12 protein-coding genes and 3 pseudogenes are annotated in these 18,125 nt (G+C 70.3%); 7 read left to right on the forward strand and 8 right to left on the reverse strand.

Annotation, left to right across the window (positions count from 1 at the left end; all coding sequences use genetic code 11):
- A pseudogene (locus IEZ15_RS44910) lies at positions 1 to 223 on the reverse strand (hypothetical protein); the annotation flags it as partial.
- Between the two features lie 465 nt (positions 224 to 688).
- Here IEZ15_RS44910 and IEZ15_RS21815 point away from each other — a divergent pair.
- From IEZ15_RS21815 to IEZ15_RS21825, 3 genes are all read left to right on the forward strand, one after another.
- Positions 689 to 1,030 carry a PadR family transcriptional regulator gene (locus IEZ15_RS21815; protein WP_114248512.1) on the forward strand — a complete coding sequence of 114 codons (342 nt, stop codon included), beginning with the start codon at positions 689 to 691 and terminating at the stop codon, positions 1,028 to 1,030.
- Positions 1,027 to 1,986 carry a hypothetical protein gene (locus IEZ15_RS21820; protein WP_189279026.1) on the forward strand — a complete coding sequence of 320 codons (960 nt, stop codon included), beginning with the start codon at positions 1,027 to 1,029 and terminating at the stop codon, positions 1,984 to 1,986. The genes IEZ15_RS21815 and IEZ15_RS21820 overlap by 4 nt, the downstream gene beginning before the upstream one ends.
- A gap of 96 nt (positions 1,987 to 2,082) precedes the next feature.
- A complete protein-coding gene (locus IEZ15_RS21825; protein WP_189279027.1) occupies positions 2,083 to 2,991 on the forward strand; it encodes a phosphatase PAP2 family protein in 909 nt (302 codons plus the stop codon).
- 379 nt (positions 2,992 to 3,370) lie between these two features.
- On the opposite strand, the gene IEZ15_RS21830 is transcribed toward IEZ15_RS21825, so the two are convergent.
- From IEZ15_RS21830 to IEZ15_RS21845, 5 genes are all read right to left on the reverse strand, one after another.
- On the reverse strand, positions 3,371 to 4,132 hold the full coding sequence (locus tag IEZ15_RS21830) for a site-specific integrase (protein WP_189279028.1): 762 nt from the start codon (positions 4,130 to 4,132) through the stop codon (positions 3,371 to 3,373).
- A 649-nt stretch (positions 4,133 to 4,781) separates the two neighbouring features.
- On the reverse strand, positions 4,782 to 4,910 hold the full coding sequence (locus IEZ15_RS46425) for a hypothetical protein (RefSeq protein WP_268250408.1): 129 nt from the start codon (positions 4,908 to 4,910) through the stop codon (positions 4,782 to 4,784).
- Between the two features lie 280 nt (positions 4,911 to 5,190).
- Entirely contained in the window at positions 5,191 to 6,636 is a 1,446-nt protein-coding gene (locus IEZ15_RS21835) for an aldehyde dehydrogenase family protein (protein ID WP_189279029.1), read from the reverse strand.
- A gap of 283 nt (positions 6,637 to 6,919) precedes the next feature.
- Positions 6,920 to 8,506 (reverse strand): PucR family transcriptional regulator, encoded by a 1,587-nt coding sequence (locus tag IEZ15_RS21840; protein WP_189279030.1) that lies wholly within the window; start codon positions 8,504 to 8,506, stop codon positions 6,920 to 6,922.
- A gap of 123 nt (positions 8,507 to 8,629) precedes the next feature.
- On the reverse strand, positions 8,630 to 11,023 hold the full coding sequence (locus IEZ15_RS21845) for a type IV secretory system conjugative DNA transfer family protein (RefSeq protein ID WP_189279031.1): 2,394 nt from the start codon (positions 11,021 to 11,023) through the stop codon (positions 8,630 to 8,632).
- A gap of 300 nt (positions 11,024 to 11,323) precedes the next feature.
- Between IEZ15_RS21845 and gabT the strand changes: the two genes are divergently transcribed.
- The 4 genes and pseudogenes from gabT to IEZ15_RS21860 all read left to right on the forward strand — a co-directional run bounded on the left by gabT (position 11,324) and on the right by IEZ15_RS21860 (position 15,883).
- On the forward strand, positions 11,324 to 12,664 hold the full coding sequence (gene gabT / locus IEZ15_RS21850) for a 4-aminobutyrate--2-oxoglutarate transaminase (RefSeq protein ID WP_114246950.1): 1,341 nt from the start codon (positions 11,324 to 11,326) through the stop codon (positions 12,662 to 12,664).
- Between the two features lie 148 nt (positions 12,665 to 12,812).
- Positions 12,813 to 13,037: pseudogene (locus tag IEZ15_RS44915) on the forward strand (phosphatase PAP2 family protein); the annotation flags it as partial.
- A gap of 191 nt (positions 13,038 to 13,228) precedes the next feature.
- A complete protein-coding gene (locus IEZ15_RS21855) occupies positions 13,229 to 14,956 on the forward strand; it encodes a glycosyltransferase (protein ID WP_189279032.1) in 1,728 nt (575 codons plus the stop codon).
- 210 nt (positions 14,957 to 15,166) lie between these two features.
- The gene (locus IEZ15_RS21860; RefSeq protein WP_189279033.1) at positions 15,167 to 15,883 is read left to right on the forward strand and encodes a phosphatase PAP2 family protein; all 717 of its coding nucleotides are present in this window, start codon (positions 15,167 to 15,169) and stop codon (positions 15,881 to 15,883) included.
- Here the strand turns inward: IEZ15_RS21860 and IEZ15_RS21865 are convergent.
- Together IEZ15_RS21865 and IEZ15_RS21870 are read right to left on the reverse strand one after the other, a co-directional pair.
- Positions 15,834 to 16,421, reverse strand: a pseudogene (locus IEZ15_RS21865) (chitinase); the annotation flags it as partial. The gene IEZ15_RS21860 and the pseudogene IEZ15_RS21865 overlap by 50 nt on opposite strands.
- A gap of 282 nt (positions 16,422 to 16,703) precedes the next feature.
- The gene (locus IEZ15_RS21870; protein WP_189279034.1) at positions 16,704 to 18,119 is read right to left on the reverse strand and encodes an NAD(P)/FAD-dependent oxidoreductase; all 1,416 of its coding nucleotides are present in this window, start codon (positions 18,117 to 18,119) and stop codon (positions 16,704 to 16,706) included.
- Between the last annotated feature and the right edge of the window lie 6 nt (positions 18,120 to 18,125).

Genomic DNA, 18,125 nt, shown 5'->3' on the forward strand with positions numbered 1-18,125 from the left:
AGCCGTCAGGCTTCTCCAGCCACCCCCGGCCGCCGACGTACCACTCAGCCGGCGGACACCGCAGCATCCACCCCTTGGGCTGGACAGTGAGCCGTCCGAGGTCGTCCAGCACGTCCTCAGCCCCACAGGGGACGAGCCACCATGCAAGGTCGGCTGACGGGTAGACGAGCACAGGGCCGAGACGGTCCGGCCCTATGCGCTGCATCGCAGCGACAGATCGCATGAGGTCGGCTTCAACGGCCAGCCGGAGCCGACCTGAAGGAATCCGAGCATCAGACCCAGTACACCCCGCCCCCGAAGCCCTGCCCGCCTAACCTGAACAACGGATCACCGAGTGGCCGTCGTTACACCACGCCACCGGACGTGACCTGGGGAAGCGGCCGCTCGGGTCGGGCCTCATCGAATGCTGCCTCGCCGACTGCGCGCGGCCGGTCCGGGCGAACAGATTCTGATCCACAGGCAGTTCAACGGAGGGGAGACGGGTCCGGCGGACACAGCGGGAATGACGTTCCGCTCGGCCCGGACCAGGTCTCGGTGAGCATCCGCCGATGCCGCGCGGGCGCGTCGAGGAGACCGCCGTCGCGCCCGCCGGCCGGGAGAGGGTGGCGCTCGCCGCGGGCGTGGAGGCACTGTCGGTGATCACCCAAGGCTGGCAGATATATTTCGTAGCTCGATATATACTCGACGCATGACACGACGGAACCCGTCCTTGACGGAACCGCAGTACTTCATCCTTGCTGCGCTCATGGATGGACCGTTGCACGGTTACGGCATCATCAAGGCTGCCGAGCAGGCCACCGACGGGCGGCTCCGGATCGCTGTCGGCACTCTCTATGGCGCGCTGGAGCGGTTGGAGCGGGCCGGGCTGGTGGCCGCCGGCGACGAAGAGATCGTGGACGGGCGGGCGCGGCGCTACTACCGGCTCACGGAGGACGGCACCGAGGCGCTCGGCCGGGAGGCGCTGCGGATGCGGCAGGCGGCGGCTGTCGTCCTCGGGCGCTCGCGGGATGCCGGGGTGGCCCCGGCATGAACCGTCTGCTGCTTGCGGCCTACCCCGAGCCCTACCGCTCCCGGCAGGGAAAGGAGTTGCTGACCTGCCTGTCCGAGGCGTATCCCGGCCGTTCCTGGCCCCCGCCGCGGGAGGTTGTCGCCTTGGTCCGTGCCGGGGTGCAGGCCCGCGCCCGTGCCGTCGTCGACGACACGGCCCGGCCGTGGTGGCTGGACGGCATCCATCTGACCACTCTCGTCCTCGCCACGCTGGCGCTGGTGCCGTACCTGCAGGATGTGTGGCACTGGGCACTGCACATCGATCCCGGCCGGCATGCCATCGCCTTCCACTTCTCCGGCTGGTACCCGTGGGCGCAAGGTCCCGGCACGCAGACACGGCTCCTGCCCTACGGGCTGCTTCCTCTGGTCTGCCTAATCGCCCTGCTGCGCGGCAAGCCGTGGATCGCCCTGCCGGCCGCAGCAGCGATGATCTATGCCGGTGCCACGTCCAACAGCAATACGCTCTTCGGCGACGAGGGCAAGGCGGGCCTGGGCTACTACGGGCTGGGCACCCCGATAACGGCCCGTGACCTGGTGCTGTCCGGGGCACTGTGCACCGCGTGCGCCGTGCTGGCGGCCTGCCGTCATGGCCGGCTGCGGCGCCACTCGTACCGCTGGCTAATCCCCGTCGTCCTCGCCATGTTCGTGGCCGGGAGCCTGCACATCATCTCCGTCAGTCCGGCCTTCCAACGCGGCCTGTTCGCCCTCGAAGTCGCTGCGCTGATCGCCGCGTGGGTGGCGACGGCCGCCACCGGCGACTACCGGTGGCTGATCCCCGTCGCGGCGTTCGCGTTCATCCGCACACAGGCGATCGTCATCCAGCCGAACGAGTTCATACGGTCCCTGCCGGACCTGGTCGTCCTCCTCCTCCTCATCGCACCCCTCCCGACCCTGGCGATCGCCGCCCAGCGCCGGCAGAGCCGGGCGCTCCTCGAATAGGAGCAGATCCCCGGTGGGCCGGCAGAGCCTGCCGGCCCACCTCGCGCCCAAAGCGGTGCGGGCCCGCACCGCTCCCCCACGAAGACAGAGAAAGCGATGACTCAGCAAGATCCCTCGACCCTGTCCACGCACCCTGGCCCCGGCCAGGTCCCGGGAACCACGGCCGAACCCAGCCCTGCGGGGACGATACGGCTACGGGTCTCGGCTCCGCTGTGCCTCCTGGGGTTCCTGGCGGTCTACGTGATCGCTGTCTGCACCCCGTTCGGGCAACGGGCGGAGAACGCCCTGCTCAGCGGATACGGCGCCGAACCGGCATGGATCTACGACTGGTCGGGGGCGGCCTACGGTTCATCGGCCATGCCGCCGCTGGAACAGACCGCCATGCCCACCCTGCTCGTGGGCATCGCGGTCATCGCGGCCGTCACTCTGGTGCGGAGGTGCTGGTGGCAAGGCTGCGCGGCGACCGGGATCGTCATGGTCACGCTCGGGACCAAGGAACTCACCAGGATGATCCTGCCCCGCCCCGATCTGGTGGACGCGCACGTCTCGCTCATCGAGCCGAGCTTCCCCAGCGGACACGTAGCCATCCCCGCCGGGCTGGCCCTCGGCGCCACCCTCGTCGCTTCCCCCCGCATCCGCCCCTACGCCACCGCGGCCGGCATGCTGTGGCTCGCCGTCTCCGCCGGCGCCGTCCAGGCCACCTACCACCACCGGCCCAGCGACGTACTGGGCTCCACACTGCTGGCCTGCGCCTGCTACAGCCTCGCGGTCCGGTTGCTGCCACCGGCCGCGGCACCAGGCGTCACGCGGCGCCCTCGTGCGCTGTCGGCGGTCGCCCTGGCACTGTCAGCGGCCGGCGCGCTCGTCGCCGGCGCGCGGGACGACTCCGTCACACAATCGCTGGTCTTCGCGGCAGCGGCCTTCCTGTGCGCGGCCCTGTTCTGGTTCACCACAGCGGAGGGGTCCGCACACACCGCACGCCGCACACGCCCCGCACTGGGCTGACCACCCGGCCGGCTCCGGGCGGGAACCGGCGCATCCCGGCAAAGCCGCGGTCCGACGCCACCGACCACCATCGTGCACGTCGTGACGCCGCCGGGCCGCCCCCGTACGAGGAATGGAGGAAGCAAGGGCTGTTCCAGAGGCCCATGCCGCCGGTGACCCCGGCAATCCACGAGAACAGCCGCACGGCCCAAATTTGGGTCGCTACTCAGCGCCGTTCCTCCAGGCTCGTCCAGTGGGCGAAGGCCGCCCAGTCCAGGGAGCGGGGCCCCGCCTGGGTTCCACGCCAGCGGGGCCGGACCCGTCCGAGTAGCAGCAGCGCACGGCAATCGTGTGCAAAGGACGGCACCACCGTAGCCGCGGCCACCGACACCGGTCGTTGTCAGGTCCGGTCGTCGCGCTGCCGGTCGGGGTGCGCACTCGCGTAGTGCTCGGTGAGCGCGTCCTCGACCCGCTGCCGCATCGCGTTGTGCCGTTCGTTCGCCTGGGCCGTGAGCGCGTCGCCGATGTCCCGGCCAGTGAAGCCTGTCGGCAGGACGACCCGCATCGACGTCACATCGAGGCCAGAGTTCTCGTCGTGTGCCCAGCCGCACCCGTGCACGCAGGACCACCGGACCGTACCCGCCAGCCGATGCATGGTGAAGCCGTACGGGTACGTCGGTTCCGGGATGATGCTCGGCTCCGGGGGCGGCGCTGCAGCAGCCTCGCGCCTGGCGCGCAGCATGTCGTCCAAGGACGATGCCGGCAGGCGAGACCCTCCTCGGTGAGATCGAGTGAGTGGGTCAGTGGCCTCGGGGAGGTGCCCGTACCGGTCGGAGGTGGTCGTGATCGACTCGTGCCCCAAGCGACGCTGCACGTAGGTCAAGCTGTGCCTGTCCGACGGCAGCGCCGCAACGTGCGAGTGCCTCAAATCATGGAAGGTGGGGAACTTCCACTGCGGCAACACCCCCCGCTTCTTGGCCTCAGCGACCCCAGCCATCCACCGGTCGTAGAACGTCGAGTAGGGCAGCCGGCCACCGCTCCCGTCGTGGAAGAGCAGATCGTCCTTGCCCATCTCGGCGAGGCCGTACTCGAGGAGCTCCTGCCAGAGTCCGACCGTGAACTCGACCGTCCACCGCCCCGCCTTCGACTTCGGCGGTCCCAAGTACCGCTCCTCGCCCGGCACCCGCTTCCACGCCCGGGTGACGCGCAGCTCGTACTCGCCGGGCCGGGGGTTGCGGGCATGCCGCGCCGCGAGCGCGCTGATCTCGCCCCACCGCAGTCCGCTCCCGTACGCCGTCCGCCGTCCGCCGTCCGCACGAGCATCCGATCACTGGGGCGAGAGAAATACTCGACAAGGCCGGCGACCTCTTCAGGAGTCATGAACTCCATGTCATCGCTCGACACGTCGTCGCCGATGCCCCAGTCGTCATTGCTCGGCAGCCGGGTCAGGTCACACGGGTTGCGGTCCCGAAGCGGCGGCTCGGCGACTACGGCCTCCTTCAGAACCGACGACAGCAGCCCGTGCAGACCCCACAGCGTCTCCGGCGACATGTCCTTGATCTTCGACCCGCGCTTGACCTTCGTCTTCAGCATCTTGTTGACCCACGCGCCGATCGTGGCCTTGCTGAAGTGCTCGGCGGAGCGGATGTCGCAGTTGCCGAAGGTCGGGAACATGTACATCTCCAGCGCGCGGATGCGCTGTTGCTTGTAGCGCTTGCTCGCGGTGCGGTTCTCGACGGACTCAACGGCCCAGCGGTCGAAGCGGTATCGCAACTGGTCGGCGGCTGCGGGGTCGACGTAGCCTTTGCCCTTCACCCAGCCGGGGGCCAGTGCTGCCCGGCCTCGTCAACGGCGTCCCTGAAGACCTTGGCCGAGTCCTCGTCATCGAAGCGTTCGGTCTGCTGCTCGCCGGCCCTCACACCGCCTTCGCGCCACCTCACCTGGTAACTGGAGACCTCCCCAGCCCTGTTCCTACGCGCAACAAGGTTCGCCATACGCGGCGATTAGCGGCTCGTGCTCCCACGGTGCTCCCACGGTGCTCCCACTACCCCATCTGAACCAGCCAAGATCCGACCATCGTCGCAGCTCAGGGTGCAGATACGCAGGAACGGCCGGAGCCCCCGCACAGTGGGCTCCGGCCGTTCATCTGCCGCCTGCTGTCGTGCTGTCCAGGCGGATCACAGGCGGCGCTGGTGGATCGGTTCGATCCTGTTCGCGGACCTACAGGGCGAGGCCGGTGAGGACCAGCACGCGCTCGTAGGTGTAGTCGTCCATGGCGTAGCGGACGCCCTCACGGCCGACGCCGGACTGCTTGGCGCCGCCGTACGGCATCTGGTCCGCGCGGTAGGAGGGGACGTCGCCGATGATCACGCCGCCGACCTCGAGGGCACGGTGGGCGCGGAAGGCGGTCTGCAGGTCGTGCGTGAACACGCCTGCCTGCAGGCCGTACTTGGAGGAGTTGACGGCGGCGAAGGCCTCGGTCTCGCCGTCCACCTTCTGCACGGACAGCACCGGCCCGAAGACCTCTTCGGAGAAGAGGGTGACGTTGTCCGGGAGCTCGGCGAGCACGGTCGGCGCGTAGGTGGCACCGTCCCGCTTGCCTCCGGTGAGCAGCTGGGCACCGGCCTGCACGGCCTCGTCGACCCAGGACTCGACGCGCTTGGCGGCGTCCTCGTTGACCAGCGGGCCGACGTCGGTGGCGGCGTCGGACGGGTCGCCGGTGACCTGGGTCTCTACGGCCGCGACGATCTTCGGGACGAGCCGGTCGTAGACCGCGGCGTCCGCGATGACGCGCTGCACCGAGATGCAGGACTGGCCACCCTGGTAGTTGGAGAAGGTCGCGATACGGGTCGCGGCCCAGTCCAGGTCCTCGTCGGAGGCGTAGTCGCCGAGGACGACCGCGGCGCCGTTGCCGCCGAGCTCCAGGGTGCAGTGCTTGCGCGGTACCGACTCCATGATCGAGTAGCCGACCGGGGCGGACCCGGTGAAGGAGATCACGGGCAGCCGCTCGTCCTGGACGAGGGCGGGCATCCGGTCGTTGGGGACCGTCAGCACGGACCACGAACCGGCCGGCAGGTCGGTCTCGGCCAGCAGTTCGCCCAGGATCAGCGACGAGATCGGGGTGGCCGGGGCGGGCTTCAGGATGATCGGGGCACCGACGGCGATGGCCGGGGCCACCTTGTGGGCGCTCAGGTTCAGCGGGAAGTTGAACGGTGCGATGCCGAGGACCGTGCCGCGCGGGAAGCGCCGGGTCAGGCCGAGACGACCGGTGCCACCGGCGTCGGTGTCGAGGCGCTGGGCGTCACCGCTGTTGAAGCGGCGGGCCTCCTCGGAGGCGAACCGGAACACGGAGACGGCGCGGCCGACCTCGCCGCGCGCCCACTTGATGGGCTTGCCGTTCTCGGCGGAGATCAGCTGGGCGATCTCCTCGGTGCGCTCCACGAGACGCCGCACGACGTGGTCGAGCGCGGCGGCGCGGACATGAGCGGGAGTCGCGGCGAACTCCTCGCGCACGGCGTGCGCGGCGGCGACGGCTTCCTCGATCTGCGCATCGGTCGGCACGCTGACCGTGCCGACGAGACGACCGTCCCAGGGGTTGGTGACGTCGAAGCTGTCCTCGCCGGTGGCCTGGCGGCCGGCGAGCCAGAAGGCGTGGGTGGAAGTCATGGAGGTTCCGGCCCTTCGGAGTCGTGGGGTGTCCTGCCCCCACCGTAGGGCCGTGCGGCCGACCTGGCGTTTGTCCGGTGTGGAGCAGAGCACGACGGGTACACGCCGGTTTGTCGGATGCGTCGGCGTGAGCTGGGGCGCATGGCCTTCCGGTAGCGGTTGGGACACCGGCGCCGGCGGGGAGCTCGTGGCCCTTCCGCCGACGACAACGGCAACCGCTACGACTCCGGCGCCGGCGCCGGCCGGGAGCTCGTGGCCCTTCCGTCGACGACAGCGGCAATCGCTACGGCTCCGGCGTCGACGGGGAGCTCGTGGCCTTCAGTGCCAGCCACAGCTCCATCCGGACGTCCGCATCGTCCAGTGAACGGCCCAGGATCTCCTCCACCCGGCGCATCCGGTAGCGCAGGGTGTGGCGGTGCACGCCCAGGTCTGCCGCTGCCGCGTCCCACTGGCCGTGGTGGGAGAGCCAGGCCCGCAGCGAGGCGACCAGGTCGCCGCGGCCCTTGGCATCGTGTTCGTGCAGGGCGCGGAGCATTCCGTCGGCGAAGGCCCGTACGGCGTCGTCCGCCAGCAGCGGCAGCACCGAGCCGGTCGCCAGCTCCTCGTGCTCGACCAGTGCCCTGCCCCGGCGGCGGGCCACCGACAGGGCCTGCTCCGCCTGCTTGTACGCGGCGGAGACGGCGATGGGGCCCGCTGGTGCGGACAGGCCGACGACCACCTGGCCCTCCTCCGGCGCCGCCGGTTCGCGCGGGGGCCGCGCCTCGTGGGCCTCCTGGGCCACCGCGTACGCCGCGCAGGCCTCGACCGCCGCTCCGCCGTCTGCGGCCAGAACGACGAGCCGTTCGCCCTCGGGCACGGCCAGCAGGGTCTCGCCGGTCCGGAAGGCCGCCGCCTCCATCGCCTCGCCGAGCGGGGCCGTTGTCGAAGGGGCGGACGCCTCCGCGATGAGCAGCCGGAACGGGGCGTCGAGCAGCCCGCCGTACAGATCCCCGGCGACGGCCCGTGCGTGGTCCGGCTGGCCGGCGAGCAGCATGCGCAGCACCGCCGCGCCCAGTCGCTGCTCCGCGCCCTGGAGGGACCGGGAGCGGGCAGTGGTCAGGGTCAGCAGCGCGACCGCCGAGTGCACGGCGTACCGCTCGGCGGTGCCCAGTGCCGCGCCGGTACCGACGGCCAGCGCGCCCCGGACCCGGCGGCCGGTGCCCAGGGACTGGAGCTCGACCCGGTCGTCGGTGTCGCCGACGACCATGCTGGCCGGGGCGGGGCGCTCCCGCAACCGTTCCACATCGGGGGTGAGCCGGGCGGCCCGGCGTGCGGCCCAGTCGGGGGCCGCGGCGACGACCGCGCCGGAGGCGTCGTACAGCGCCGCCCAGCCGTCGACGTGCGCGGCCAGACGGGTGAGGATCTCGCCGGGGCCGTCGCCCGCGAGTGCGGCCTTCGTCAGCTCCCGCTGGGCCTCGAACCCCGCTGTCACCGCCCGGTACTGATCTGCGGCGATCTCCGACGACACGGCCTTGGCGATGGCGAGGAACGGGGTGCGGCGCGGCACTTCGAGAAGCGGCAGTCCCGATTCCTCGGCAGCGTCGATCAGCGCCTGCGGTACGTCGTCGTAGTGGACGCCGACGGCGAAGCCCAGCCCGACGACTCCGGCCCCGGCCAGCCGCCGCACATACCGCCGCATCGCCTCGGGATTCTCGGCGTCGAGGTTGGTGGCGGTGACGAGCAGGAGCTCACCGCCCTCCATGTACGGGACGGGGTCGGTCAGCTCGCTGGCGTGCGCCCAGCGGATGGGCGCGTCGAGCCGGTCCGCCCCCGCACGCACCGTGAGTTTGAGTGCCGAATGCTGGACGAGCGAGGCGAGAGTGGGGGGCATGGGGACCGCGGGACCTCGGGGAGTCGATTTTCGCCGTCCCGTATGAACGGCTCCTACCGATTCTGCCAGGGCGGCAGGGTCCGCCGTAACCGCTCCGGCGCCGCGGGCCACTCTGCGTACCGCTCAGCCGTTCAGATCCACCAGCAGGGGCGGCGCGTGCTCCCCCCGTACGGTCGTCAGGGACAGCACCGCGTGTCCGGCCGGTACCCGGTGGGCCAGTTCGGAGGCCGACCAGCGTTCCCGCTCGACCTGGCGCACGGTCACCGCGTCCGTGGTGACCGCCTTGCCGGTGACCAGTTTGCGGAAGGCGTGGATGGCCCGGGTCATCGGCTGGTCGGCGAAGACGGTGCGCTGGGTGACGTCGCGGGTCTCGACCCACTCCGTTCCCCAGGCCTCGGCGAACTTCTTCCCGTCCCACGTCGTGATTCCGGAGAACGCCATCCGGCAGCCGACCGCACCGAGCAGCGCCGTGTGCAGTTGCTCCGGTACGTCGTCGAGGGTGCGCAGGGTGAGTACGGCCCCGGCGTGCGCGGAGCGCAGCCGCTGGATTCCGCGGACGGTGTCGGGGGTCAGGGTGTGGGTCGCGTCGTCGAGGACCAGACAGGCGAAGAGGGAACGGTCGGTACGGGCCGCGGCGCTTGCGGTGAACTGGGCGAGTACCAGACGTGCCAGTACCCGGGACGCCTCGGCGTGGCCGCGTTCGGGCAGATCGATACGGACCCGGAGCGGGTGTTCCAGGGCGCGCAGCGAGAAGGGGCGGGCCTTGCCCGTGGTGTCGAAGAACTCGGTGAAGGCGGGCCGGTCGAGCAGGGCGACGCGATCGGCGAGAGCCGGGCCCGGGTCGCCGGGCGCACCGGACTGGCGGGCGCGGCCGTCGAGCTCGCGCTGCATGCCGGGGTGTCCCGTCGCGTCGAGCGCCTCCCGCAGGGCGGCGAGGGCACCGGGCACACCGTCCAGGAGTTCCCGCAGCTCCGGCACGGAGGGGAAACGGCCGTGGGCGGCCCGGAAGGGGCCGAGTAGCTGGGCGAGGGCCGTGGCTGCGCGTCTGCTGTCCACCTCGGGGAGGTCACCGACCAGGCCGTCGGCGAGGACGGCCGCGGCCTCGTCGGGGTCGTTGGTACCGCCGTACAGATCGAGATCGTGCACGGATGACGGGTCGCCGACCTTGATGACGACGTCGAACCCCTGGTCGCCGCCGAGCTGGGTACCGGCGGCGCACACGGCGACGACGGCGGCCTGTCCGGCGAGCGCCTGCAGTGCGAGGGATTCGACGACGGGCCGGATCAGTGCCCGGCTCTTGCCCGCGCCGGGCGGGCCGACGGCGAGCAGGGACGTGCCCAGCAGCCCGGGATCGAGGGCGATGCCGCTGCCGCGACGGGCGTACGGGTTGCGCTCGCCGTCCTCGACGGTGCCGAGTCTGACCTGCTGGACCAGCAGATCGTGCCGGGCGGCGCGGACCGGGAGGTCACGTGCGCCGGAGGGGTGGGTGCAGGCGGCGGGGCCGTTGCGCAGCACGGTGTCGGTGAAGGCGGAGAGCCTGGAGTGGTCGGCGCGCACGGACGTCCAGGCGCGGCGGATGCGGGCGTAGTCGACATCGTTCATCCGTCCGGACCGGGTTTCCCTGGCGAGCGCGGCGGCGGCCTGGTGCTGTCCGGCGGCGCGCAGATCCGGCCATTCGGCCGGGTCCTCCTCGCTGCCTTCGACGATGGCGTCCGCACCGCCGGGCGTGTGCGGCTTCGCCGGGTCGCGGCCGTCCCGGCCCGGTGCCTGCTGCGGGGACCCGCCGCGGCGCCACACCTCGGTCCAGCGCCCCAGCCTGGCGAACGGCCACACGATCACCAGGGTGAGCAGGACGTACAGCCCGTAGCTGACCACCGGGGACATCGGCTGGTCGGGGCCCAGCCAGGAGCCGGGAACCAGGCCGAAGGCCAGCCCCATCCCCGGCACGGTCCCGTTCCAGACAAGGATCCAGACCAGCAGCGCACCGATCGCCGCACCGCCCGCCCGTGCGGCGGCCCCCCTGGCGGCGACGCACCGCTCGAAGGCAGCCGGCCAGTTGCCCAGTCGGCCGAATCCGTAGACGAGGCCCCCGGTGATCAGCAGGCGGTAGATGTCGAGCGCACGGACCGCGCCCCGGGTCTGCGGCGCGTCGCCGAACGGTCCCCACCAGTCGCCGGGGGTGAAGAGCTTCAGCGGAACCCGCCAGTACGGGATGTAGTTGTTGCGCCAGAGCGACCAGAGCAGGATGCAGGCCAGCAGCGAGATCACCGCGCCGCTCACCAGCGTGCGGTCCGGGGTGCGCTCCTTCTCCTCGGCGGGCCGGGGGGCATGGCCGAGCCGCCAGACACCTGGTTCCGCGGCGGGCCTCGGGGTGCGGAGCCAGTCCCCGAGGGAGGGGCCGGAGGCGGGGGCGTAGCCCGGCCTGGGCGGCAGTTCGGGCGGTGGCGGGCCGGCCGGGCGCGGCACCGGATGACCGGAGCGGGTGCCGCGTGAGTCGTACGTGCCCTCGGTGTCCATGTGCTGTCCCTCGTCCCCTGACCAGCGCTGACCGGTAACTCCGGGCGCAGGCGCCCGAAGTCATCAATCTAGTGCCCCGTACCACCCCGTCAGACGCGGTCCGGCGGGAAGTCTTCGCCCGTGCCCCGGGGCCTTTCGTCCCGCCCGCGTACCGCCGCACCCCGGCCCCGCACCCCGTCGCTATGTCCGTGGAGGACAACCGCGTACGGCCACCACTCCCGAACGGAACATGCCGGACCCCGGGCCTCGCCCATAGCCTGCAGAGAGAGAAGCGTCCGAAACACCCCACAGGAGCCCCTCATGACCGCAATTCCGCAGGAGCGCCGCGTCGTCACTGCCATTCCCGGCCCGAAGTCGGTGGAGCTGCAGGCTCGCCGTCTCGCGACGGTGGCCGCAGGTGTGGGCTCCACCCTGCCGGTGTTCACCGCCCGCGCCGGTGGCGGGATCATCGAGGACGTGGACGGCAACCGTCTGATCGACCTCGGTTCCGGTATCGCCGTGACGTCGGTCGGCGCCTCCGCCGAGGCCGTCGTACGCCGTGCGTCCGCGCAGCTCGCCGACTTCACCCACACCTGTTTCATGGTCACGCCGTACGAGGGGTACGTCGAGGTCTGTGAGCAGCTCGCCGAGCTGACGCCGGGCGACCACGCCAAGAAGTCCGCGCTGTTCAACTCGGGCGCCGAGGCCGTGGAGAACGCCGTCAAGATCGCGCGTGTGTACACCAAGCGCCAGGCCGTCGTCGTGTTCGACCACGGCTATCACGGCCGCACCAACCTGACGATGGCGCTGACCGCCAAGAACATGCCGTACAAGCAGGGCTTCGGCCCGTTCGCGCCCGAGGTCTACCGGGTGCCGGTGGCGTACGGCTACCGCTGGCCGACCGGTGCCGAGAACGCCGGTGCCGAGGCGTCCGCCCAGGCCATCGACCAGATCACCAAGCAGATCGGCGCCGACAACGTCGCCGCGATCATCATCGAGCCGGTGCTCGGCGAGGGCGGCTTCATCGAGCCGGCCAAGGGCTTCCTCCCGGCGATCGCGCAGTTCGCCAAGGACAACGGCATCGTCTTCGTCGCCGACGAGATCCAGTCCGGCTTCTGCCGCACCGGTCAGTGGTTCGCCTGCGAGGACGAGGGCATCGTTCCCGACCTGATCACCACTGCCAAGGGCATCGCGGGCGGTCTGCCGCTCTCCGCCGTGACCGGCCGTGCCGAGATCATGGACGCCGCCCACGCCGGTGGCCTCGGCGGCACCTACGGCGGAAACCCGGTGGCCTGTGCGGGCGCGCTCGGTGCCATCGAGACGATGCGCGAGCTGGACCTGAACGGTAAGGCGAAGCGCATCGAGGAGGTCATGAAGGGCCGCCTCACCGAGATGCAGGCGAAGCTGCCGAACGGCGATGTCATCGGTGACATCCGTGGCCGCGGCGCGATGATCGCGATCGAGCTGGTGAAGTCCGGCACGAAGGACCCGAACCCGGAGGCCACCGCGAAGCTCGCCAAGGCCTGCCACGCAGAGGGCGTGCTGGTCCTGACCTGTGGCACGTACGGCAACGTCCTGCGCTTCCTGCCGCCGCTGGTGATCGGCGAGGACCTGCTGAACGAGGCTCTCGACGTCATCGAGCAGGCTTTCGGCCAGATCTGACCTGTTCGAACCCCGGCGGTGACGGACGGCGTTCCCGCCGGGGATGCAGGGGGCCCGCGTGAGGGCCTGTGAAGAACGTGTGGGGGGCCGATGGCGGGATCCGTTTGCGTCTGTCGGTCCCCCGTCGGCTGACGTACGGTTTCCGCAGATGAGAGAAACACCCCGCCCGCAGGGGACTGCCGGCGACGCCGGGCCGGAGCTTCCCCAGCACCGTCCTGGCCGTGCCTTCGCGCACACCACTGGAGCCTCTGGCTCCGGAACTCCTCACCGATCGGATGGCCGCTCGCCCCAAACCCCCCGGGGCGCGCGGCAAACCGATCCGACCGGCCGCCCCGGAACCACCCCCCCTGTTCCCGGGCGGCCGGCTCCTCTCCCACCCCTTGCGCCGACGCCTCGACGCCCCGGCTCGCTCGAGCCGTCCCGTTCCCTCCGGCGGCTCTCGCTGTCGTACGGGTGGAGATCAAGCGTTGGCAGGCCAAAGACAGTTGAAAACTTGGCACACGCCGTGAACAACGGGTAAATATGTGACCATACTCGTCATGAACGGTTCCCGGGGGGGAATTAGTGTCGGACCCTATAGTCACAGTCATCATCGGCGCCTATAACGCCATGCCCTATCTGACGCGCTGCCTGGAATCGGTGGTCGAACAGTCGCTGGGCACGTACGAACTGGAATGCCTGGCCGTCGATGACGGATCGACCGACGGCACCGGGCAGGAGCTGGACCGGTTCGCCGCCGAGCATCCTGGCACGGTGCGCGTCATCCACCAGCAGAACTCCGGAGGGCCGAGCGGCCCGCGCAACGTCGCTCTCGGCCTGGCCCGGGGCCGCTACGTCTTCTTCCTGGACGCCGACGACTACCTCGGCCCCCATGCTCTGCGCCGCATGATCGACATGGCCGAGCGCAACGGCTCCGACATAACGCTGGGCAAGTACGTGGGTGTCAACTGCACCGTGCCCCGTTCCATGTTCGAGGCCGACCAGGAGGTCGTCGATCTGGCCACCTCCCGCGTCTGGTACGCCCTGACGCCGCACAAGCTCATGCGGCGTTCGTTCCTGGAGGAGCGCCGACTGCGCTTCGACGAGGACATCCACATGGGCGAGGACCGCCTCTTCGTGACCAAGGCCTACCTGCAGGCTTCCGTGATCTCGGTGGTCGCCGACGAGGACTGCTACTTCAAGGTGCAGCGCGACGACATGGGCAACCTCACCAACAACTTCAGTGACGTGATGAAACGTCTTGAGGTCGCCCGACGCCTGATGACCGCGATCACCACGCACAGCGAACCCGGACCCGTTCGTGACGCCGCTCTGTTGCGGCACTTCAGGGGCGGCCTTCTGGACTCCTTCTCCTGGCGCTTCCCGCTGTTGGAGGAGAGCGACCGGCTGAAGGCCATGGGGATCGCCAAGGAGCAGCTGGACGAGTTCTACACCCCGGAACTCGCCGTCCAGATGACCGCACCGCTCCGGCTGGTCGCCCACTGCGCACAGCACGGACTGCAGCGGGAACTGATCGACATCATCGATTTCCTGACCGCGGAGAGGGACAAGCACCGGCCTCCCCACGAGATTGCCGTCAAGAACGGGCGCGCCTACGCCGCCTACCCGTATTTCGGCGACGCGAAGGCCGGTATCCCCGACTCCTGCTACGACGTCACCTCCGGGCTGCAGCAGGACGACCGGCTGGACGCCGTCGAATGGCACCGGACCGGGCGACGCGGCGTCCTGCGGCTGCGCGGCCATGGCTACATCGAGAACGTGGACACACAGGAGCCCGCCACCGAGCTGATCCTGCGGCTGCGAAACGACGGGCGCGAGGTGCGCGTCCCCACCCGCAGCGCACCGCTGTCCGCCCACGCCCATGTCCGGGGGCACGACTGCGACCACAGTACGGCGGGCTTCACCGCCGACATCGACATCACCCACGCCCTGGACGGCGCCCCGCTGCCGACGGGGGTGTGGGACGTGTACCTCAACGTCCGCTCCCAGGGCCTGAGCACCCAGCGCAGGTTCGGCGCCCGCAAGGCGGACGACCTGGCTCCGGCCCGCGGCGGCCGGAGCGGACCCCTGGAAGTAGATCCGTACTACACCCAGGGCTTCGCCAACCTCAGCCTGCACATCACCCGCGTCTCCCAGACGAAGCAGATCTCGAAAGGGTTCAAGCGGCGCGTACGCAGGAGGCTGACCGGCCTCAGCAAGCAGATCGGCCGCAGGAGACTCAGAAGAGTCGCGAAGCTCGGACACCTGTCCGGTCTCGGCCGGACCAACGGGCCCGGTCGGTCACAGCCCTAGGTGTATTGCCCTGCACCTGCATGATCCGCCGGACGGGCCCTTGCCCGGGCCTGTCCGGTGCTTGGGCCTGTCCGGCGATCCGGGCCGATGCGGGCGCGCCATCCGGCCCGAGCGGACCGTGGTGGACGGACATGCGGTTCCCGGCCCCGGACCTGAGGCTGCGTTTGGGCCGACCCGGCTCGGACGGCCGGATCTGAGACGCTGGACCTCATGTTGCCGACCTGCCCCGACCCGCAGACCGGGAGTGCGCCCGCCCCACGGGTCGCCGAGCGACCGGAATCCCTGCGTCTCTCCCTTCGCGTGTTCCTCCTGGTGTGCGGCCTGTCGGCCCTCCCCTTCACGCTGATCACCTGGCAGGTGGTCACCGATGGCCCTCTCCTGGGCGTGGACGAACGGATCAGCCATGCGCTGATCCATCCGAACCGGGTGTCCGAGTTGCTCTCCGACCTCGGTAATGGTCAGGTCGCCGTGCCCTCGCTGGCGCTGGTCGCGGTGTACGTCGCCTGGCGGGGCCGTGCCACCGGGACGGGCCGCTGGTGGCTGCCGCCGCTCGTTGCGGCCGTGCTCATGGCCCTGGTGCCGGCGATCATCATGCCCCTGAAGGAGTGGACCGGCCGCCACGGCACCCCGGTCGTGCCGCCGGGGGGCGACTACTACCCCTCCGGGCACACCGCCACCGCCGCCGTCGCGTACGGCTCCGCGGCCCTGCTCCTCCTGCCCTGGCTCCGTTCAGCCCGCACCCGCCTCACACTCCTCGCCGCTTGTGCCGCCCTGGTCCTCGGCGTCTCCTTCGGGCTGGTCCGACAGGGCTACCACTGGCCGCTGGACGTGGTGGCCAGTTGGTTCCTGTGCGGGCTGCTGCTCCTGCCGCTGGGCCTCAGCTGCCGAAGTAGGCGTCGAAGTTCTTCGAAAGCTCCCCGTTGTTGAAGCGGTCCCAGTTGATCGACCACGTCATCAGTCCGCGCAGCCCCGGCCACGTCCCGCGGGTGGCGTACGAGCCGCAGTCGGTCCTCTTCGTCAGGCAGTTCGGCGCCTTGGTGACCTCGGCGGGCGTGGTGCAGCCGTTGCCCGCCTGGATGCAGGCCGGCAGACCGACGGAGACCTGGTCGGGACGGAGCCCGGGGAAGACCTTGGCCTGGTCGCCGGCCACCGGGAATCCGGCGAGCAGCATGTCGGTCATGGCGATGTGGAAGTCCGCGCCGCCCATCGAGTGGTACTGGTTGTCCAGACCCATGATGGAACCCGAGTTGCAGTCCTGGACGTGCAGCAGGGTGAGGTCGTCACGCAGGGCGTGGATGACCGGGAGGCAGGCACCGGCGCGCGGGTCCTGGCCGCCCCAGGGGCCGGAGCCGTAGTACTGGTAGCCGAGTTGCACGAAGAAGGTCTCGGGCGCCGTGGTCAGGACGAACTTGTCGCCGTACTTGGCCTTGAGGGTCTTCACCGCGGAGATCAGGTTGACGAAAGAATCAGTACGTCCCGGCGCCGGCCGGCGGGAAGGAGCGCGACCCCCTGGGGATTGCGCTCCCACTCCCACCGGCAGGCGTCCGGCTCCGGTGCCACCGATGCGAGCCACTCGACTGCTGCGCCGACCCCCGCGCCGGTCATGACCGGCCTCCATTCCGTGTGCACCGGCGATGCGTTGCCGGTGCACACGGAAGAGAGGGGTGACGCCGATCCATTACGCGGGTTCGGGCTACCGGTTGGCAGTGAACTGGATCACGCCCCCGGGTGCGGGGGTCCGCCGTGCTCAGCTGTCGAAGCCGAGCCCCAGCCGGTCCATCGTCCGCAGCCACAGATTGCGATGTCCGCCATTGCTGTCCGCCCTGGCCAGGGACCGCTTGGTGAGCTCGATCCCGGCCCAGGCGAAGGGTTCCGGCGGGAACGGCATCGGCTTGCTGCGGACCATTTCCAGAGCGGTCCGCTCATTCTGTTCGCCCGCCAGCAGATCGAGCATCACATCGGCCCCGAACCGCGTGGCTCCGACGCCGAGTCCGGTATATCCGGCGGCATAGGCGACCCGGCCCTGATGGGCCGTACCGAAGAATGCGGAAAAGCGGGAACAGGTGTCGATCGCCCCGCCCCAGGCATGGCTGAAACGGACCCCGGCCAACTGCGGGAAACAGTCGAAGAACTGGCCTGCGAGCTTGAGGAAGGTCTCCGGGCGCTGATCGAGATCGGCGCTCAGCCGGCCCCCGTACGGATAGATCGCGTCATATCCGCCCCACAGAATCCGGTTGTCGGCCGACATCCGGAAGTAGTGGAACTGATTGGCACTGTCGCCCAGTCCCTGCCGGTTCTTCCAGCCGATCGAGGCGAGCTGGTCGCTGGTGAGAGGCTCGGTCATCAGCGCGTAGTCGTAGACCGGCACGGTGTACGGGCGTACCCGCTTGACCAGCGAAGGGAAGATGTTCGTACCGAGGGCGACACGGCGTGCGAAGACCCTCCCGTACGGCGTACGGACCGCCATTCCGGTGGTGGACCTGGCCAGTTCGAGGCCCCGGGTGTGCTCGTACATCCGCACCCCCAGGTCGAGACAGGCCCGCTTCAGACCCCAGGCCAGTTTGGCGGGATGCAGCATGGCGACCCCGTTCCGGTCCCAGAGCCCACCCAGGAAAGTGGGCGAGTCGACCTCGGCGCGCAGCGCATCCCGGTCCAGGAATTCCACACCCGTGAAGCCGAGCTTTTCGGTCTCCTGGTGCCATTCGAGAAGTTCTTCGAGCTGATGGGGTTCGGTGGCGACATCGATTTCGCCGGTGCGCTCGAATTCGCAGTCGATGGAGTAGCGGGCGACGGCGGCCTCGATGGCGTCGAGGTTCCGCTCGCCCAGCTCCTCCAGCTTCTTGATCTCGTCCGGCCAGCGCTCCAGGCCGTTGGGCAGGCCATGGGTGAGGGAGGCTGCGCAGAATCCGCCGTTGCGGCCCGACGCGGCCCAGCCCACCTCGTGCCCCTCGATCAGTACGACGTCCCGCTCCGGGTCGCGTTCCTTGGCGATCAGCGCAGTCCACAGTCCGCTGTAGCCGCCACCGATGACGAGGAGATCGCAGTGCTCGTCGCCGGTGAGCGCGGGCAGCGCTTCGGGCCTGCCGGGGTCGTCGAGCCAGAACGAGACCGGCTTGGCGTCGGCAAGTGATTGTGCAGCAGTACGCATGGCAACTGGGGCCATGGTTTC

Origin of the sequence: Streptomyces atratus, assembly GCF_014648655.1 — a bacterium.
Taxonomy (GTDB): Bacteria; Actinomycetota; Actinomycetes; order Streptomycetales; family Streptomycetaceae; genus Streptomyces; species Streptomyces atratus.

Excerpts from the sequence above, each read along its gene's own strand:
- IEZ15_RS21840 (WP_189279030.1), bottom strand. The coding sequence starts at position 8,506 with ATGCCCCCCACTCTCGCCTCGCTCGTCCAGCATTCGGCACTCAAACTC.
- IEZ15_RS21820 (WP_189279026.1), top strand. The coding sequence starts at position 1,027 with ATGAACCGTCTGCTGCTTGCGGCCTACCCCGAGCCCTACCGCTCCCGG.
- IEZ15_RS21870 (WP_189279034.1), bottom strand. The coding sequence starts at position 18,119 with ATGGCCCCAGTTGCCATGCGTACTGCTGCACAATCACTTGCCGACGCC.
- IEZ15_RS21825 (WP_189279027.1), top strand. The coding sequence starts at position 2,083 with ATGACTCAGCAAGATCCCTCGACCCTGTCCACGCACCCTGGCCCCGGC.
- IEZ15_RS21845 (WP_189279031.1), bottom strand. The coding sequence starts at position 11,023 with ATGGACACCGAGGGCACGTACGACTCACGCGGCACCCGCTCCGGTCAT.
- IEZ15_RS21860 (WP_189279033.1), top strand. The coding sequence starts at position 15,167 with ATGTTGCCGACCTGCCCCGACCCGCAGACCGGGAGTGCGCCCGCCCCA.
- IEZ15_RS21815 (WP_114248512.1), top strand. The coding sequence starts at position 689 with ATGACACGACGGAACCCGTCCTTGACGGAACCGCAGTACTTCATCCTT.
- gabT (WP_114246950.1), top strand. The coding sequence starts at position 11,324 with ATGACCGCAATTCCGCAGGAGCGCCGCGTCGTCACTGCCATTCCCGGC.
- IEZ15_RS21835 (WP_189279029.1), bottom strand. The coding sequence starts at position 6,636 with ATGACTTCCACCCACGCCTTCTGGCTCGCCGGCCGCCAGGCCACCGGC.